Origin of the sequence: Flavobacterium aquidurense (assembly GCF_002217195.1) — a bacterium.
In the GTDB taxonomy this organism is placed as follows: domain Bacteria; phylum Bacteroidota; class Bacteroidia; order Flavobacteriales; family Flavobacteriaceae; genus Flavobacterium; species Flavobacterium frigidimaris.
On the sequence record NZ_MUGR01000037.1, the window covers coordinates 38,714 to 55,148 of the forward strand.

At 33.8% G+C, this 16,435-nt stretch carries 19 protein-coding genes; 10 read left to right on the top strand and 9 right to left on the bottom strand.

Annotated features, from left to right (window positions below; genetic code table 11):
- Nucleotides 1–5: 5 nt before the first annotated feature.
- From B0A67_RS19130 to sufD, 4 genes are all read left to right on the top strand, one after another.
- Complete coding sequence (locus B0A67_RS19130) at nt 6–494, top strand: flavodoxin family protein (RefSeq protein WP_072964756.1); 489 nt, start codon at nt 6–8, stop codon at nt 492–494.
- A 13-nt stretch (nt 495–507) separates the two neighbouring features.
- On the top strand, nt 508–1,254 hold the full coding sequence (sufC, locus tag B0A67_RS19135) for a Fe-S cluster assembly ATPase SufC (RefSeq protein ID WP_072964755.1): 747 nt from the start codon (nt 508–510) through the stop codon (nt 1,252–1,254).
- A 44-nt stretch (nt 1,255–1,298) separates the two neighbouring features.
- Nucleotides 1,299–1,667, top strand: a complete 369-nt coding sequence (locus B0A67_RS19140) for a four helix bundle protein (RefSeq protein ID WP_072964754.1) — start codon at nt 1,299–1,301, stop codon at nt 1,665–1,667.
- A 116-nt stretch (nt 1,668–1,783) separates the two neighbouring features.
- A complete protein-coding gene (sufD, locus tag B0A67_RS19145; RefSeq protein WP_072964781.1) occupies nt 1,784–3,100 on the top strand; it encodes a Fe-S cluster assembly protein SufD in 1,317 nt (438 codons plus the stop codon).
- 133 nt (nt 3,101–3,233) lie between these two features.
- Here the strand turns inward: sufD and B0A67_RS19150 are convergent, their stop codons facing one another.
- On the bottom strand, nt 3,234–4,583 hold the full coding sequence (locus B0A67_RS19150; RefSeq protein WP_072964753.1) for a serine hydrolase domain-containing protein: 1,350 nt from the start codon (nt 4,581–4,583) through the stop codon (nt 3,234–3,236).
- Between the two features lie 223 nt (nt 4,584–4,806).
- On the opposite strand from B0A67_RS19150, the gene B0A67_RS19155 reads away from it, so the two are divergent.
- The 6 genes from B0A67_RS19155 (at nt 4,807) to B0A67_RS19180 (ending at nt 8,977) form a co-directional block, all read left to right on the top strand.
- Nucleotides 4,807–6,021, top strand: a complete 1,215-nt coding sequence (locus tag B0A67_RS19155) for an aminotransferase class V-fold PLP-dependent enzyme (protein ID WP_072964752.1) — start codon at nt 4,807–4,809, stop codon at nt 6,019–6,021.
- Nucleotides 6,022–6,029: 8 nt separating this feature from the next.
- Nucleotides 6,030–6,455, top strand: coding sequence for a hypothetical protein (locus B0A67_RS19160; RefSeq protein WP_072964751.1), 426 nt, complete (start codon nt 6,030–6,032; stop codon nt 6,453–6,455).
- Between the two features lie 2 nt (nt 6,456–6,457).
- Nucleotides 6,458–6,883, top strand: a complete 426-nt coding sequence (locus B0A67_RS19165) for a SufE family protein (protein WP_072964750.1) — start codon at nt 6,458–6,460, stop codon at nt 6,881–6,883.
- Between the two features lie 158 nt (nt 6,884–7,041).
- A complete protein-coding gene (locus B0A67_RS19170) occupies nt 7,042–7,365 on the top strand; it encodes an SUF system Fe-S cluster assembly protein (RefSeq protein WP_055097577.1) in 324 nt (107 codons plus the stop codon).
- Between the two features lie 72 nt (nt 7,366–7,437).
- Nucleotides 7,438–7,947: a DUF2480 family protein gene (locus B0A67_RS19175; RefSeq protein WP_072964749.1), complete on the top strand. Its 510-nt coding sequence runs from the start codon at nt 7,438–7,440 to the stop codon at nt 7,945–7,947.
- 79 nt (nt 7,948–8,026) lie between these two features.
- Nucleotides 8,027–8,977, top strand: coding sequence for a DUF3078 domain-containing protein (locus B0A67_RS19180; protein ID WP_072964748.1), 951 nt, complete (start codon nt 8,027–8,029; stop codon nt 8,975–8,977).
- Between the two features lie 238 nt (nt 8,978–9,215).
- On the opposite strand, the gene hflX is transcribed toward B0A67_RS19180, so the two are convergent.
- The 8 genes from hflX to B0A67_RS19215 all read right to left on the bottom strand — a co-directional run bounded on the left by hflX (nt 9,216) and on the right by B0A67_RS19215 (nt 16,323).
- Nucleotides 9,216–10,457 (bottom strand): GTPase HflX, encoded by a 1,242-nt coding sequence (hflX, locus tag B0A67_RS19185; RefSeq protein WP_072964747.1) that lies wholly within the window; start codon nt 10,455–10,457, stop codon nt 9,216–9,218.
- Between the two features lie 191 nt (nt 10,458–10,648).
- Entirely contained in the window at nt 10,649–11,515 is an 867-nt protein-coding gene (locus B0A67_RS19190; protein WP_072964746.1) for a hypothetical protein, read from the bottom strand.
- Between the two features lie 185 nt (nt 11,516–11,700).
- Nucleotides 11,701–12,279 carry a hypothetical protein gene (locus tag B0A67_RS19195; RefSeq protein ID WP_084074657.1) on the bottom strand — a complete coding sequence of 193 codons (579 nt, stop codon included), beginning with the start codon at nt 12,277–12,279 and terminating at the stop codon, nt 11,701–11,703.
- Entirely contained in the window at nt 12,227–12,613 is a 387-nt protein-coding gene (locus B0A67_RS19200; protein ID WP_084074656.1) for a hypothetical protein, read from the bottom strand. Before B0A67_RS19200 ends, B0A67_RS19195 begins: the two co-directional genes overlap by 53 nt.
- A gap of 246 nt (nt 12,614–12,859) precedes the next feature.
- Complete coding sequence (locus B0A67_RS19205; RefSeq protein WP_072964745.1) at nt 12,860–13,318, bottom strand: hypothetical protein; 459 nt, start codon at nt 13,316–13,318, stop codon at nt 12,860–12,862.
- 68 nt (nt 13,319–13,386) lie between these two features.
- Nucleotides 13,387–13,572, bottom strand: coding sequence for a hypothetical protein (locus tag B0A67_RS24810; RefSeq protein ID WP_123887431.1), 186 nt, complete (start codon nt 13,570–13,572; stop codon nt 13,387–13,389).
- 248 nt (nt 13,573–13,820) lie between these two features.
- Nucleotides 13,821–15,038 carry an MFS transporter gene (locus B0A67_RS19210; RefSeq protein WP_084074654.1) on the bottom strand — a complete coding sequence of 406 codons (1,218 nt, stop codon included), beginning with the start codon at nt 15,036–15,038 and terminating at the stop codon, nt 13,821–13,823.
- Nucleotides 15,039–15,282: 244 nt separating this feature from the next.
- Entirely contained in the window at nt 15,283–16,323 is a 1,041-nt protein-coding gene (locus B0A67_RS19215) for a Gfo/Idh/MocA family oxidoreductase (RefSeq protein ID WP_072964744.1), read from the bottom strand.
- Between the last annotated feature and the right edge of the window lie 112 nt (nt 16,324–16,435).

Here is a 16,435-nt window from a genome sequence, read left to right on the forward strand (position 1 = left end):
AAGAAATGGAAGGGAAGAAAGTGATCATTTTAGGTTCATCCAGAAAAAACGGAAACACAACCAAAATTGTGAATGAAATTGCTAAAGAAACCGGAATAGACATAATTAATTTAAGTGATTATAATATTTCTCATTATGATTACGAAAGCAAAAACAGAGAAGACGATTTTTTGCCTTTAATAAAAGGAATATTAGAGAAATACGAAACTTTGATTTTTGCAACGCCCATATACTGGTACAATATGAGTGGAATCATGAAGGTTTTCTTTGATCGCTTTTCGGATTTAATCCGAATTGAAAAAGAAACCGGACGAAAACTTAGAGGAAAGAAAATTGGTGTGATATCAAATTCACACGATAATGAAATCGAAGATAGTTTTTACATTCCGTTCAAAAAAACAGCCGATTATTTAGGCATGGATTATTTAGGTCATGCGCATTTTAATGCCAATATCCTAAACCAGACAACAAAAATAGAATTGACATTTATATAAAATAAAAAAAACAATGTTATCAATAAAAAACCTTCACGCCTCAATTGGTGATAAAGAAATCCTAAAAGGAATTAATATAGAAGTTAAAGCTGGCGAAGTACACGCGATCATGGGACCAAACGGTTCCGGAAAAAGTACCCTTTCGGCTGTAATTGCCGGAAACGAAAACTACGAAGTTACTGAAGGAGAAGTTTTCCTTGACGGAGAAGATCTTGCTGACTTAGCTCCCGAAGAAAGAGCACACAAAGGAGTTTTCCTTTCGTTTCAATATCCTGTAGAAATTCCCGGAGTTAGCGTTACCAACTTCATGAAAACTGCCATCAACGAAACTCGTAAAGCAAACGGTCAGGCTGAAATGCCTGCGAACGAAATGCTAAAAGTAATTCGTGAGAAATCTGAATTATTAGAAATCGACCGTAAATTTTTATCCCGTTCTTTAAACGAAGGTTTTTCTGGTGGTGAGAAAAAAAGAAACGAGATTTTTCAAATGGCAATGTTAGAGCCAAAATTAGCTATCCTTGACGAAACTGATTCTGGTCTTGATATCGATGCTTTAAGAATTGTGGCTAACGGAGTAAACAAATTAAAAAGCGAGAAAAACGCCATTATCGTAATCACGCACTACCAACGTTTGTTAGATTATATCGTTCCGGATTTCGTTCACGTTCTTTACAACGGAAGAATCGTAAAATCTGGCGGAAAAGAATTGGCTTACGAACTGGAAGAAAAAGGATACGACTGGATTAAAGCAGAAAACTAAAAAATAGTCTATAAAGTCGAAAGTCATAAAGTCAAAAGTAGAGCATGAGTAAATTTAAATCTTTTGAAGAAATAAATTCCTGGCAAAAATCAAGAATCTTCAACAAAAGAATATATCTGATTACCGAAAATTCTAATTTCAAAAAAGACTTTGATTTCGTTAGACAAATTAGAAGAGCATCAATTTCTATATCATCAAATATAGCAGAAGGTTTTGAGAGAAACACAGACAAAGAGTTTATTTACTTTTTATATGTAGCAAAAGCATCAGCAGGAGAAGTTCGTTCTCAATTATATTTAGCATTTGATCTAGAATACATTATTAAAGAAGAATTTGAAATACTTTTAGAATCGATAACAGAAATATCGAAATTATTAAGTGGTTTCATTAAATATTTGAGCCAAAAGTCATAAAGTCGAAAGTCATAAAGTTGCAAACTTTATGCTTTAAATTTTTGACCATTGGCAAAACGGTCGACAATCCGGAGTCTTTCGACTTTCGACTTTCGACTTTAAGACTAAAAAGAACAATGGATTTAAAAGAAAAATTAGTATCGTCTTTTATGGCTTTTGAAGAGCGTGTCGATGTACATTCAGATTTGCATGACATACGCACAAATGCCTTAAAAAACTTCGAAAATAAAGGTTTCCCAACCAAAAAAGAAGAAGCTTGGAAATATACATCGCTAAACGCCATCTTAAAAAATGACTTTACGGTTTTTCCTAAGCAGGAAAATGCAATCGAATTTAATCAGGTAAAAAAATACTTTTTACACGAAATTGACACTTATAAATTAGTGTTTATTGATGGTGTTTTCAGCTCGCATTTGTCTTCTACTACGCATGACGGAATCGATGTTTGCTTGATGTCATCGGCACTGACCAAACCAAAATATAAAATGGTTATTGACAAATACTTCAACCAAATTGCCAGTAAAGACGAAAGTTTGACTTCGTTGAATACTGCTTTTGCAAGTGAAGGCGCTTTTATCAATATTCCACAAAAGAAAGTTGCTGACAAACCTATCGAGATTATGTATTTCTCAACAGGAAACGAAGCTGCTTTATTGGTTCAGCCTAGAAATCTGATTATTGTTGGAGAGAATTCTCATGTTCAGATTATCGAGCGTCACCAAAGTTTGAATGAAAATCCCGTTTTAACCAATTCGGTTACAGAGATTTTTGCTCAAAAACGCGCAATTGTAGATCACTATAAAATTCAAAACGATAATATCGAGGCGAATTTAATTGATAATACTTACGTTTCGCAACAACAGGAAAGTCACGTTTATGTGCATACTTTTTCGTTTGGAGGAAATTTAACCCGTAACAATTTAAACTTTTATCACTTTGGTGAAAGATTAACAAGCACGTTAAACGGAATCACTATTATTGGCGAAAAACAACACGTTGATCATTATACTTTGGTAAACCACGCAACGCCAAATTGCGAGAGTTTCCAGGATTATAAAGGAATTTTCGCTGATCGCTCAACAGGCGTTTTCAACGGAAAAGTTTTGGTAGAAAAAGAAGCTCAAAAAACAAATGCTTTCCAAAAAAGCAACAACATTCTATTGAGTGATAAAGCTACAATCAATGCAAAACCGCAATTAGAAATTTTTGCTGATGACGTAAAATGTTCTCACGGTTGTACCGTAGGACAACTTGACGAAACTGCAATGTTCTATATGCAATCTCGTGGAATTCCTAAAAAAGAGGCTAAAGCTTTATTGATGTACGCATTCTCGAATGCTGTTATCGAAAGCATTAAAATACCGGAATTGAAACAAAGAATTACTAAAATCATTGCCATGAAATTGGGCGTGAATTTAGGATTTGATTTGTAGATTTTCTTAACCGCAATCCCGATAATATCTGGAGCTAAGGTTTACACAAGGTTCGCAAGGTTTTTATATAAGCTTTGCGAACTTTGCGGTTTTATACTTTGCTCCCGATAGCTATCGGGATTGTGGTTTATTTTTATTTTTTTACTGCAGAAATGACATCTTTCAAAAACCCATTAAAATCAAATCCCTGATCTTCTTCTTTCAATCCCATTCTCACAATTACCATATCCAGAGACGGAATAATCGCCACCATTTGTCCCTGATATCCGCTGCAATAAAACATATCACGAGGAACATCCCGAAATTTTCCTCCGGCGTTTAGCCAAAATTGTGCTCCATAAGCTCCTTTAGAAGTATTTGTTGGCGTTGCAGAATATTTTACCCAGCTTTCGTCCAGAATTTGTGCTCCGTTCCAATTTCCTTTATGAAGATATAATAATCCAAATTTTGACCAGTCTCTGGCCGTTGCCCAGGCATATGATGAACCTACAAAAGTTCCGGACATATCCTGTTCAACGATCATAGAATTCATTCCGATTTTATCGATTACGGCGCTGTACCAGAAATCAAGATATTCCTGTTGTGTTTTAAACTGACTTTTTAAAATTCCTGATAATAAATTGGTTGTTCCTGAAGAATAATTCCAATGTGTGTTCGGCTTAAACTGAGCCGGTTTTTCACGCTGTACTTTTGCCATATCTCCAGACTGAAACAGCATTATTGTCGCATCACAAATTTTGCTGTAATTCTCTTCCCATTCCAAACCGGAATTCATGTGCAGCAAATCGTTTATAGTAATGATTTTACGCTCGTCATTTTGCCACTCAGCAATTGGTGCCGGTTTATAAATATCAATTTTTCCTTGTTTTGCCAAAACGCCAAAAGCAGAATTGGTAATACTTTTTGTCATCGACCAGCCTAAAATTTTACTGTCTTTATTAAATCCTGTATCATATTGTTCAGCAATCAATTTATCTTTATACAAAACCACAACTGCTCGGGTACGTTTTACATTTTCGCCATTTTTATCAAAAGAATTATCAATAGATTTTTTCAATTTCGAATAATCTACATTCGAAAGTAAGGTGTCTTTTGGTTCATTATTCCCGTAAGGAAAAGGCAAATTATTGACTAATTTTGTTCGGTTAGGAAGTAAATAAGGCTTCGAAATATCATAATCATCATCTATTAAAGTCGCACCTAAACCTTCGCGGTAAATTGCTTTTCTTTCTTTTAAACCATAAACAGAAGATGTCGCAAATTTTCCGGCTTCATCAATTGTATTTGTTGCCAAATCCATTAACTTAATATCATTATCGCCTTTTTCAATCAATTCTTTCGATCGATGATCTAAGAAATGTCCCGAAGCAATACTTTTCGCCGAGAAGCCAGAGATCAGTTCAAGCTTTGGATAAGTGGTAAATCCAAAATAAAAAACTACAATTAGTAAAACAAGCGCAAGTAATTTGATAATTTTCCTCATGATATTTGACTGTTATTTTTACTGCAATATAAATAATTTACAATCACGATATTAGTATCCGATTCACATTTTGAATTTCAAATCATTTACAAACCTTAAATTAAGGTTATAGAATCAATATTCCCTCCTTAGATTGATAGTACCATAAAAGGAAATTATAGTTTTGATGGATAAACCAATTTAGTTTTAGTACTTTTGTAGATAGAATTTTTCTAAATAAGACATGTTAGACATCCAAAAAATAAGAGCTGATTTTCCGATACTTTCGGAAAAAGTAAACGGAAAACCTTTAGTATATTTCGATAACGGAGCAACTTCACAAAAACCTCAAATTGTGATTGATGCTGAGGCAAAATACTATCAGGAAATAAACGCCAACATTCATCGTGGTGTTCACACCTTAAGTCAATTGGCAACTGATGCATACGAAATATCAAGAGTAAAAATCCAACATCATATCAATGCGAAGTTCTCCCATGAAGTACTTTTTACTTCGGGAACAACACATGGAATCAATTTAGTAACCAACGGTTTTGCATCCATTCTAAAACCTGGTGACGAAGTTGTGGTTTCTTCTTTAGAACACCATAGTAATATTGTGCCGTGGCAAATGTTATGCGAAAAAACCGGAGCAACGCTAAAAGTTATTCCGATGAATGAAAACGGTGAACTGATCATGGAGGCTTTTGATGCTTTGCTTTCAGCAAAAACCAAAGTGGTAACCGTAAATCATATTTCGAACGCATTAGGAATCATTAATCCTATCAAATATATAATCGAAAAAGCACATGCTGTTGGCGCTGCTGTTTTAATCGATGGTGCGCAGGCTGTTCCGCATTTAAAACCGGATGTTCAGGATTTAGATTGTGATTTTTATGCTTTTTCAGGTCATAAAATGTGCGGTCCAACAGGAACCGGAATTTTATACGGGAAAGAAGACTGGCTAAACAAACTACCTCCTTATCAGGGCGGTGGAGAAATGATCAAAGAAGTTACTTTCGAGAAAACAACTTATGCTGATCTTCCTCATAAATTTGAAGCCGGAACGCCAAATATTGCGGGCGGAATTGTGTTAGGAACCGCTGTTGATTATTTAAACAATATTGGTTTTCACAACATTCAAAAACAAGAAGAAAAATTACTGGAGCATGCTACAAAGCGTCTTCTAGAAATTGAAGGTTTGAAAATTTACGGTACCGGAAAAAATAAAGCTTCTGTAGTTTCGTTTAATATTGACGGAATTCATCCTTATGATATTGGTTCTATTATCGATAAATTAGGGATTGCAGTTCGAACCGGACATCATTGTGCACAACCTATCATGAACTTTTTCTGCATTCCCGGAACCATCCGTGCTTCATTTTCTTTTTACAATACCATAGAAGAAATTGATGTTATGGTGGAAGCGGTGAAGAAGGCAAAAACCATGTTAAGCTAAAACTATTTATGAGAACATTATCCTTATTACTCTTAACGATTTTCATTGGCACGAGTTGTGCCAGTCAAAAAGCAAACGATATAACATCAACACAAATAGAATATTCTGCAGTTTCAAGAGGTATTTATAAAGTGATACTCGTTCAGAATAAAACAGTTTCGGTTACGAATGGCAGAAACACTCCAGCGGTAGAAAATAAAATAAGCGATGCTAAATGGAAACAGATTGTTGCAGAGTTTTCAAAAATTGATTTAGAAAGTATTCCAACATTAAAAGGACCTACTGAAAAACGTTTTTACGACGGTGCTGCAATTGGAAATTTAAAGATAATTTACAACCAGAAAACATATGAAACTCCGGGTTTCGACAATGGTTTTCCTCCAAAGGAAATAGAAAAATTGGTAAATTTGCTGGTTGATTTTACGAAAGAATAATTATGACAATAAAAGAAATACAAAACGAAATAATAGACGAATTTTCGATGTTTGATGATTGGATGCAGCGTTATGAATACATCATCGAATTAGGAAAAAGTCTTCCGTTAATCAAAGAGGAATACAAAACAGACGAAAATTTAATCAAAGGCTGTCAATCAAAAGTTTGGCTGCAAGGCGAACAAAAAGACGATAAAATTGTATTCACTGCTGATAGTGATGCGATTTTGACCAAAGGAATTATCGCCATTTTAATCCGCGCTTTCTCTAATCAAAAAGCAGAAGATATCATAAATGCCGATACTCAGTTTATTGATGAAATTGGTTTAAAGGAACATTTATCTGCCACTCGTGCAAACGGATTGGTTTCGATGATTAAAAACATCAAAATGTACGCTTTGGCTTTTGATGCTAAAAACAGAAATTAATTAGCCGATTTTTAACCATATAAGTTATATAAGAAATTATAAGCTTGTTGGTCAATATTACAGAAGAAAAACCATATTGAACTGAGAAAATATAAGCACATTATTTTTAAATGAACTTATATAACTTATATGGTAGAAAAAAAACAAAAAACAAAAAAATGGAACAAGAAATAGACACAAACGAATTAGGAGAATCAATTGTAAAAGTTTTAAAAAGCATTTACGATCCGGAGATTCCTGTAGATATTTATGAATTAGGATTGATTTATGACGTAATGGTAAATACTGATTACGAAGTAAAAATCCTGATGACATTAACCTCTCCAAACTGCCCGGTTGCGGAAAGTTTACCCAGAGAAGTAGAAGAAAAAGTAAAAACAATCGAAAACATAAAAGATGTTGATGTTGAAATTACTTTTGATCCGCCATGGAGTAAAGATTTAATGAGCGAGGAAGCAAAATTAGAATTAGGAATGCTTTAATAAAATTTGTTTCGGGTTTCAGGTTTCAAGTTCCAACAACTTGAAACCTGAAACCCGAAACTAACTTTTCATATGGAAGAGATAATCAATAAAGTTGCCAATAGTGCCTTAGAAGTTTTTGATCTTGAGGATTATTATCCAAAGGGAATGCGTGTGCAAATTGACATTTCGCAATGGCTTTTGGAAGGTTTTTTATTAAAAGAAAAAGACTTTAGGGACCACTTAAAAAATCACGATTGGTCACAATACCAAGACCAATATGTAGCTGTAAATTGCAGTACAGATGCTATCGTTCCTGCCTGGTCATCTATTTTGGTAGCGATTCAACTTGCTCCTTATGCAAAAAAAGTAGTCAACGGAACTATCGAGGATCTAGATGCCAGTTTATACGAAGAGCTCTTAAGCAAGCTCGATTATTCTGAATATAAAAACAAACCCGTTATCATAAAAGGCTGCTCTAAAAAACCGGTTCCAACGCGTGCTTATATTTTAGCAGCAACTTATTTGCAACCTTTTGCACGAAGTATCATGTACGGAGAAGCCTGTTCTGCAGTACCTTTATACAAAGAAGCTAAGAAATAACTTTCTTACAACATCAATAACGCTCTGCCTTTTAACGCTTTTTTAGTATATTTGTTCCTACACATTTAAACTATACATCATGAGAAAGCTAGCGTTACTACTTTTTATTTTAACGAACTTAACTTTTGTTCAAGCCCAAAATTCAGAAAAAGAGCTGATTCAGAATACTGAAAAAGCAGTTAAAAAAATAAACGACACAATCGAAGGTGAAGGCTGGAAAGCAAAAGGAACCGTTTCGCTTTTACTAAATCAGTCAAGCTTTAATAACTGGATTGCGGGAGGGGAAGATAGCTTTTCAGGAACTTTAGGAATCAACTACGATTTCAATTATAAAAAAGACGATCTTACCTGGGACAATAAAGTCTTAGCGTCTTACGGCCTTTTGCAGACTAAAAATGCCGACTATGAAAAAAAGACTGATGACCGTCTTGAATTCAATTCGATCGTTGGAAAACGCGCTTTTGGTCAATGGTATTATTCTTATTTTCTAAATTTCAGAACTCAGTTTACGACGGGTTATTTATATGGTAAGGATGCAAACGGAAAAGAAATCAGAACTGAAAACACCAAATTTATGTCTCCTGGTTATCTTACTACTGGTCCTGGTATTTACTGGACAAAAGATGATAATCTTAAAATAAACTTCGCGCCTTTAACTTCAAAATTCACTTTTGTAGATGGTGCTTATACATCTGGAATAGATCAGGCAACTGGTTTACCCTATGTTGATGGTGCTTATTTTGGTGTAGACGCTAACAAAACGATGCGTTACGAATTGGATTTCTATGCTTCTGTTTATTATAAATTAGCCATTATGACGAATGTAACAGCTGAAAATACCCTGAATTTATATTCAAACTATCTTGAAGATCCTCAAAACGTAGATATCAACTACTCTTTGAATATTATCATGAAAGTAAATAAGTTTTTATCTGCTAACCTATCATTTCAGGCAATTTATGATGACAATGCTTTTCAGGGATTTCAAACGAGAGAAGTATTTGGTTTAGGAGTTAATTTCGGATTCTAACAAATTAATTTTACCGCAAAGAACGCAAGTTTTTTTTACTGGGCTGAAATAATCGCGCAAAGCCGCAAGGACGCAAAGTTTATATTATGAATACTTTTGCATCTTAGTGAAATTAATCCCGGCATAAGAACACAAAGCTTAAAAAAAGTTCGCAAAGCTAAATCTATATAGCTTTGCGAACTTTGTGTTTTCCTGAGATACTTAATATAAAATCTTGGCGCTCTTTGCGGTAAAATTTTTATTCTACATCTTGTTCTTCTTCTTTCTCGATTGCATCCTTATAATCCGGATACAAGAACTTATTATAAGGAAATCTTGTGATATGAATCTGGCGAACTGCTTCATAGACCACTTCTCTGAATTCCTCAAAATTTTCTTTATTTGTAGCCGAAATAAACAATGCTTTATTCTGACCAACATTACTCATCCAGGTTTGTTTCCATTCCTCAAGTGTATAATGTCTTCTTGTTTTCTCTGTAATCAAATCATCTTCGTCGATAGTCAAATGTTTGTAGGCATCAATTTTATTGAAAACCATAATTGTTGGCTTATCATTGCTTTTGATTTCTAACAAGGTCTGATTTACAGATTCGATATGATCTTCAAAATCGGGATGCGAAATATCTACAACATGCAACAGCAAATCAGCTTCGCGAACCTCATCTAATGTACTTTTAAAAGAATCTACTAACTGAGTTGGCAGCTTTCTGATAAAACCTACTGTATCTGACAATAAGAATGGCAAGTTTTTAATCACCACTTTTCGCACTGTTGTATCAAGAGTTGCGAATAATTTGTTCTCAACAAAAACATCACTTTTACCAACTGCGTTCATTAATGTCGATTTTCCAACATTGGTATATCCTACCAGAGCAACACGGACCATTGCGCCGCGATTACTACGCTGCACGCCCATTTGTTTGTCGATCGTTTTTATTTTTTCTTTCAGGAGTGCAATTCGGTCACGAACGATACGTCTGTCTGTTTCAATCTCAGTTTCTCCGGGTCCACGCATTCCAATACCCCCTTTTTGACGCTCCAGGTGTGTCCACATACCGGAAAGTCTAGGCAATAAATACTGGCATTGCGCCAATTCTACCTGAGTTCTTGCGTAAGATGTTTCAGCTCTCTGAGCAAAAATATCCAGAATAAGGTGCGTTCTGTCTAAGATTTTACAATCTATGATTTTAGATATATTTTTTTGTTGAGATGGCGATAATTCATCATCAAATACTAAAGTCGATATGTCGTTTTCTTTTACAAAAAGATTGATTTCTTCAATTTTCCCCGTTCCAACAAAAGTCTTGGGATTTGGGCGTTCCATTTTTTGAGAAAAGCGCTTTATCACTTCACCTCCGGCGGTAAAAGTCAAAAACTCCAGTTCATCCAGATATTCGTTAAGTTTTTCTTCACTTTGGTTTTGAGTTACGATACCAACAATGGCCGTTCTCTCAAAATTTATAATTTCTTTTTCTAACATAGCTTTGAATAAGGTGCAAATTTAATGATTTGTAAGGTACTAACACTTATAGAATTTCGTTTTTAAGTTCCATTTGGGAAATTAATAGCCCTATAAACAAGCAAACCATTTAAAAATTAAGAATAATAAGAATTTAATCTTAACAAAACTTAATTTCTAAATGGTTTGAGGGCACCTTAAAAAGATTGTTTTTATTCGTAAATAAAAGTCTTTTCTGTTTTTACAATCCCATTTTCTTCAATCTGGGAACACGAAATTGGAAAGTTTAATTTATTGTATTTGTATTTTCTACTCACACCAACTAAGACAGTGGATGACGGGCTAAAATTCATTTCGTTGTTATACGATATGGCTTCAAAACTAAACTCTTCTTCGTGATACGAAATCATGGGGACGATAACTTTATAATTGTCGCCAAACAAACTCTGAACAATTAATTGATCTACTGATTTTTTATCATCAAAAGTATAAGTTCTGGAAATTTTATCCCCAACCAGACCTTTATGTTTAGCAACATTGTCATTGATATAAACATATTCAATTTTACCAATTATTGCTTTGTTTCTATCTCTCGTTGTACGTCTTACAATTATACCGTTTTCTACGATATATTCGACATCATCAACCACATTCTGGTGATTCGTACTTTTTTTAGTAATTACTTTTACTCTTGCTCCCTCGTAACCAAAAGTTACTGTTTTGGTAATATAGTCGTTACCTTCCTGATATTTTTTAATAAATTTTGTAATGTTATTATCTGCATCATAAGAGTAATTCACAACTTCTTTCCATTCGCTTCCCACTTTGTCTTTTACGGTTTTATCCAACAATCCTTTAGGGTTATAAAAAAAATGCTGAACCACATCTGAAGTAGTAATAGTTTGAAGTTTCCCGTCTTTAAAAACAACTGTTTTGTTTACAATTTCACCGTCTTTAGAATTTTGGTAATTTGTTTTTACAATGTTGATTTGTTTTAATCGTACAGGCGCATTTTGATCCTGACTGTGCAAAATGCATGGAAAGACCATCATCATGATGGCGGTAAAGTAGGTTTTCATGTGGTATTTGTATTGATTTGGGATGACCAAAATACAAAATTCAATTAAATTTTAACAGTTTAAAACTTAAAAACAACCTACTATTAAATTATCAGCTAAAAATCCATACTTTAATTTCACATTTCACCTATCTGTGAGTAAAATTATAATACTAAAGCAAAATATTTTTCTTTAATAATTTCATTTTAATAAACTTCAAATTCTGCTTCTCCTTTTGGTATATAGAAATATCTATTGCAAAATAAGGTTTCAATTCCTTCTCCTCTGTCAAATTTTGCCCATAAAGAAGTATTTCCTCTTACTCTTGAATCTTTTGTGTTTTGCATTAAAGCAACCAATTTACCATCTGCCAAAAACACCACTTTATAGTTTTCAATGGGTTGCATTTCAAATGTTGGTAGTTTGTAGGCATCCATAAGCATCGTCCAAACATCATCTATATATTTACGATCTTGATATTCAGACACAAATTGATTTTTTAAATTATCGTAAGAGATTCTAGCAATGTTACGGTAATCTTTTTTCTGGTAAATCTCTTTTATTTTATTATACTCCTGCAATAATTTTTTATGTAAAATTTCTTTATCCCATTCTCTTAAATCTCGTGCATTTTCGAATCCTTCAACTTCATAAGGTATTTTTGCCTCAAAAGTAAAACTGGCTTCATAATATGTTTTTCCCGCAAATTCAAATTTACCTTCTTCATATTCTTTAGTTATAACAAGCGGTGTAATGTAAGAAGCTATTTTTTTTTCCGTCACCATTCCTTTCATTATTGTCAGATTCTTCAACCTCAATTTTCATATCTGTATTGTCTACTAAAGTAGGAAAATCAAAGTCTTTATTTTTACCTACTGGATACAATCTAAAAGTTACTTTTTGGATACCACTCTTAAAAATGCAATTATTGATTGGCACAGTTCCTCCATCTCCAATTTCTTGAAAATTTTTATTATCAGGAATATCATTAACCAGTATTTCTGAATAACAAACGTTCTGGACATATGTCAAATAGTACATGGGTTCATAATCATAATGTTTTATATTGGATGCTAATTTATCGACAATGTTTTTTTCTGTTATTTCTGGGTTCTGCATGGTGATTGTTGATTTATTCTGAGAGCAACCACAACAAGAAACCATCAACAAGCAAAAAAATAAATAATTCTTCATGATCACTTACCTTAAAATTTTAAGCTCCGTTTCACCTTCTGGTATATACAAATAATATCTTCTGAAAATTGCTCTTAATCCATCTCTTTGCACTTTCCCCCAAAAAGCTGATTTCCCTCTGAATTTTGACTCAAGACTTGTAAGTTCTAAGCAAACTATTTTACCATCTCCTTAAATTTTAAGTTTAAAGTTTTCTAAAGGCTCTAGTCTAAATTTTAAATTAGTAAAAGGTTCCATATAAGTTTGAAAGTTTTCTTCTAATTCGGCTCTTGAACTATAAGTACTTTGGGATAATTCCTTTTCTTTTAAAAACAAAAAAGAAAAAAAGTCATCAGCTCTTTTTTCTTTTATAATATCCCATTGATTTTTGTAAAATGCTATCACTTTATTTTGTAAAACTTCTTGTTTTAATTTACTTAAATCCTGAGCATTATTCAAGCTATCAAATGAATAGGGCACGGTGGCATTAAATGTAAAACTAGCTTCATAATATTTTTTTCCTGACCCTTTAAATTTATTTTCTTCGTCAGTAGGATCTTTTTTTTCAATAAATGGAGTAATATAGTTCACTATAGTTTTTCCGTCTACATTTCGATTATTATTATCAGATTCTGATATTTCAATTTTCATCTCTGTATCATCTGTCAATGTAGAAAAATCAACATCTTTATCTTTTCCTACAGGAAATAATCTAAAAGTTACTTTTTGAATACCACTCTAGTGGTGAGTTGTGTTATCGCAGAATTTTGAATACTTATCACGACATTCTCAAGAGGATTTTGTGTCTTTGCATCGATCACTATTCCTTTAAAAATAGTTTCATCTTGCGCAAAAGTGACTCCAAAAAACAATAAAAGACAAACCACCATATAATTTCTTCTCATAAAAATCCAATTTATTTTTGATAAATAGTTTTCAGATTGATGTGTCTTGATTTTTCAAAACATATCAATTCCGGATCAAAAAATTAAATTGGTCTTTGGAAAAAACTTGTGGCAGATTTTAAATTCAAATATAAACAAAAAATAATATGAAAATATTTTCTTGTTAAATTTTATTAAATAAAAACACTTTTTTGCTAAGCTAATTTTCAATAAGCCTAATTATTATACGTGAAGTGAAAAAGAATTTATTATGTTGTTCTAATTTTCGAAACCATAAAGGCAATCAAAACGCCAAAGATTCCGATAAAAGCAAAAGAGAACTGAAGTCCAAAAGCCTCAGCAATATGCCCAATAACAGGAGGTCCCATCAGAAAACCTAAGAAACTTACACTCGAAACAATGGTTAAGGCTTCGCCCGGCGGAACGCTTGGATTTTTTCCTGCCATACTATAAACAGTAGGCACGATTGTAGCCACTCCCAGACCAACAAGCATAAAGGCAAGTGTACAGGGAATGATATAAGGAAGAAAAACTGCGGTAAAAAGACCCGCAGAAATCATGATTCCACTAATTTGCATCACACGTTCACGGCCAAATTTATTGATCAGGCCATCGCCTAAAAATCTGCCGCTGGCCATCATAATCATAAAAGAAGTATACCCTAAAATAACCAAAGGTCCGGGTGCCTGTACAATATCTTTAAAATAAACTCCGCTCCAGTCAAACATTACACCTTCGCTCGCCATACTGCAAAAACCAATAACTCCAAGCCAGAGTAAAGAACTGTCCGGTTTTACGAATAACTTTTTCTTTTCGGTGCTTTTATTTTTTATTTTTTCTTTGGCTTTTACTAAAAATTTAAAATTAAAAACAACCATTAAAAGCACAATTCCGCCCACAATCAAGAAATGATGAAAGGGAGTCAGCTTTAAAGTTAACATTCCTAAACCTACCAGCGCTCCCGTAAATCCGGCAAAACTCCACATTCCGTGAAAAGAAGACATGATTGTTTTTTTGAAAAGTACTTCGGTATAAACTCCCTGGGTATTAACGGCAATGTTGGCCAGATTCCCAAACACTCCAAATAGAAATAATCCCAGGGATAACTGCAATGCCGATGTTGCCAAACCTAAATTAGCCAGACATAAAACATACATGATCAGAGAGAAAACCAGAATTCGATGGCTGCCAAACTTCGTTACCATTTTTCCTGAAAAAGGCATAACAATTAATTGTCCCACCGGAAGGGCAAAAAGAATAGAACCTAAATCGCCTTCGGTCAAATGCAAAGCCGTTTTAATATCCGGAATTCGGCTTGCCCAGGTCGCAAAACTTAAACCCATTCCGAAATAGAACATTCCTACGGCAAATCGAATTCGGTTTAAATAAGACGCTTTTGCTTCTCTATAAACTTTCTTAATTTTTCCTTTGGTCTGGAATAGCGATAATGGATTGAAACTAAACAAATTGATGCTTTTTGAGTTTTATACTGCAAAAGTACTAAAAAGCAACTTTACAGACTACAGAACCCTACTAGTTCCTAAATTTATAACGTTATATGTTTATAAATTTTTAAAAAGGGACTAAGGTTCTGAGGAATTAAGGTGCTAAGGTTTTCTATTTCTACGCATAAAAAAGACGCACTACCTGTGCGTCTTTAGGATATAATTTTAATATTAGGAATCGGTGCAAATCCGTGGGTTAATAATGCTACAAATTAATCACTTTTTGCTGTGTATTACTTGCAATTGCCGCTTCGATAATCTGCATGACTTTTACTCCATCTTGTGCTGTAACCGGTTCTGGTTTATTGTTTGCAATTGCATCATGAACGCCATCAAAGAATGAGAAATAATTACCCTGAAGTGTTGGGATTTTTTCGCAAATTTCTTTTCCTTCGATTTCCGTGTGCAAAAGTCCTTGCAATGTTTCTGATTCTGTTCCCCAAGATTCTAAGTTTGGTTTTTTACCCAATTTCAAATCATCTTCCTGAACATCTCCGCGCGGTTTCAAGAAAGATCCTTTTTTACCGTGAATCGTATAAGCAGGATTGGCTTCCCTGACAAAGAAGCTGGCTTTTAACCGTACTCTGAAATCTTCGTAAATCAATAATAAATCGATCCAGTCGTCTACCAGAGAATTCTCTCTTGTAAAACGGATATCTGCAAAAACTGACTTAGGTGAACCAAATAAACAAACTGCCTGATCTATTAAATGCGGACCTAAATCTTTCAGGATTCCGGCTCCGTCATTTACGGTTTCTTTATGTGCTTTTGGACTCAATAACGGATTGTATCTGTCAAAATGAAATTCTGCTTCGACTAAATCGCCTAAAACTCCTTCTTTAATTACTTTCTGAACGGTTTTAAAATCACTATCCCATCTTCTATTTTGAAAAACGGCCAATTTCAATCCTTTTTCCTTGGCAATTGCTGCTAATTCTTCGGCTTCTGCCACGGTTGTAGTAAATGCCTTTTCGACAACGGCATGTTTTCCTGCCAACAAAACTTTTTTGGCATATTCGAAATGTGTTCCAACCGGTGTATTTACGATTACCAAATCGACATCGTCAGCTAATAATTCGTCGATTGTTGGATAACTTTTTACTGCAGGATAATCTTCCTGAACGAGTTTTTTGCTTCTTTCCCAAGATCCTAATAATTCAAATCCGGAGTGTAGGTTTAAAAACGGAGCGTGAAAAACTTTCCCTGACATTCCGTATGATAATAATGCTGTTCTTATTTTTTGCATTTTGTATAGTATTTAGTTTTTTCGTCGCGAATTATAAAAAAGAAAAAATTAGTGATAATTCGTGTAATTATTGGCAACCTTCTTTATAAATCATTTTAATCTTGTAATCTGT

Coding starts and splice junctions, on each gene's coding strand:
- B0A67_RS19130 (WP_072964756.1), top strand. CDS start 6: ATGGAAGGGAAGAAAGTGATCATTTTAGGTTCATCCAGAAAAAACGGA.
- sufC (WP_072964755.1), top strand. CDS start 508: ATGTTATCAATAAAAAACCTTCACGCCTCAATTGGTGATAAAGAAATC.
- B0A67_RS19140 (WP_072964754.1), top strand. CDS start 1,299: ATGAGTAAATTTAAATCTTTTGAAGAAATAAATTCCTGGCAAAAATCA.
- sufD (WP_072964781.1), top strand. CDS start 1,784: ATGGATTTAAAAGAAAAATTAGTATCGTCTTTTATGGCTTTTGAAGAG.
- B0A67_RS19150 (WP_072964753.1), bottom strand. CDS start 4,583: ATGAGGAAAATTATCAAATTACTTGCGCTTGTTTTACTAATTGTAGTT.
- B0A67_RS19155 (WP_072964752.1), top strand. CDS start 4,807: ATGTTAGACATCCAAAAAATAAGAGCTGATTTTCCGATACTTTCGGAA.
- B0A67_RS19160 (WP_072964751.1), top strand. CDS start 6,030: ATGAGAACATTATCCTTATTACTCTTAACGATTTTCATTGGCACGAGT.
- B0A67_RS19165 (WP_072964750.1), top strand. CDS start 6,458: ATGACAATAAAAGAAATACAAAACGAAATAATAGACGAATTTTCGATG.
- B0A67_RS19170 (WP_055097577.1), top strand. CDS start 7,042: ATGGAACAAGAAATAGACACAAACGAATTAGGAGAATCAATTGTAAAA.
- B0A67_RS19175 (WP_072964749.1), top strand. CDS start 7,438: ATGGAAGAGATAATCAATAAAGTTGCCAATAGTGCCTTAGAAGTTTTT.
- B0A67_RS19180 (WP_072964748.1), top strand. CDS start 8,027: ATGAGAAAGCTAGCGTTACTACTTTTTATTTTAACGAACTTAACTTTT.
- hflX (WP_072964747.1), bottom strand. CDS start 10,457: ATGTTAGAAAAAGAAATTATAAATTTTGAGAGAACGGCCATTGTTGGT.
- B0A67_RS19190 (WP_072964746.1), bottom strand. CDS start 11,515: ATGAAAACCTACTTTACCGCCATCATGATGATGGTCTTTCCATGCATT.
- B0A67_RS19195 (WP_084074657.1), bottom strand. CDS start 12,279: ATGGTGACGGAAAAAAAAATAGCTTCTTACATTACACCGCTTGTTATA.
- B0A67_RS19200 (WP_084074656.1), bottom strand. CDS start 12,613: ATGCAGAACCCAGAAATAACAGAAAAAAACATTGTCGATAAATTAGCA.
- B0A67_RS19205 (WP_072964745.1), bottom strand. CDS start 13,318: ATGAAAATTGAAATATCAGAATCTGATAATAATAATCGAAATGTAGAC.
- B0A67_RS24810 (WP_123887431.1), bottom strand. CDS start 13,572: ATGAGAAGAAATTATATGGTGGTTTGTCTTTTATTGTTTTTTGGAGTC.
- B0A67_RS19215 (WP_072964744.1), bottom strand. CDS start 16,323: ATGCAAAAAATAAGAACAGCATTATTATCATACGGAATGTCAGGGAAA.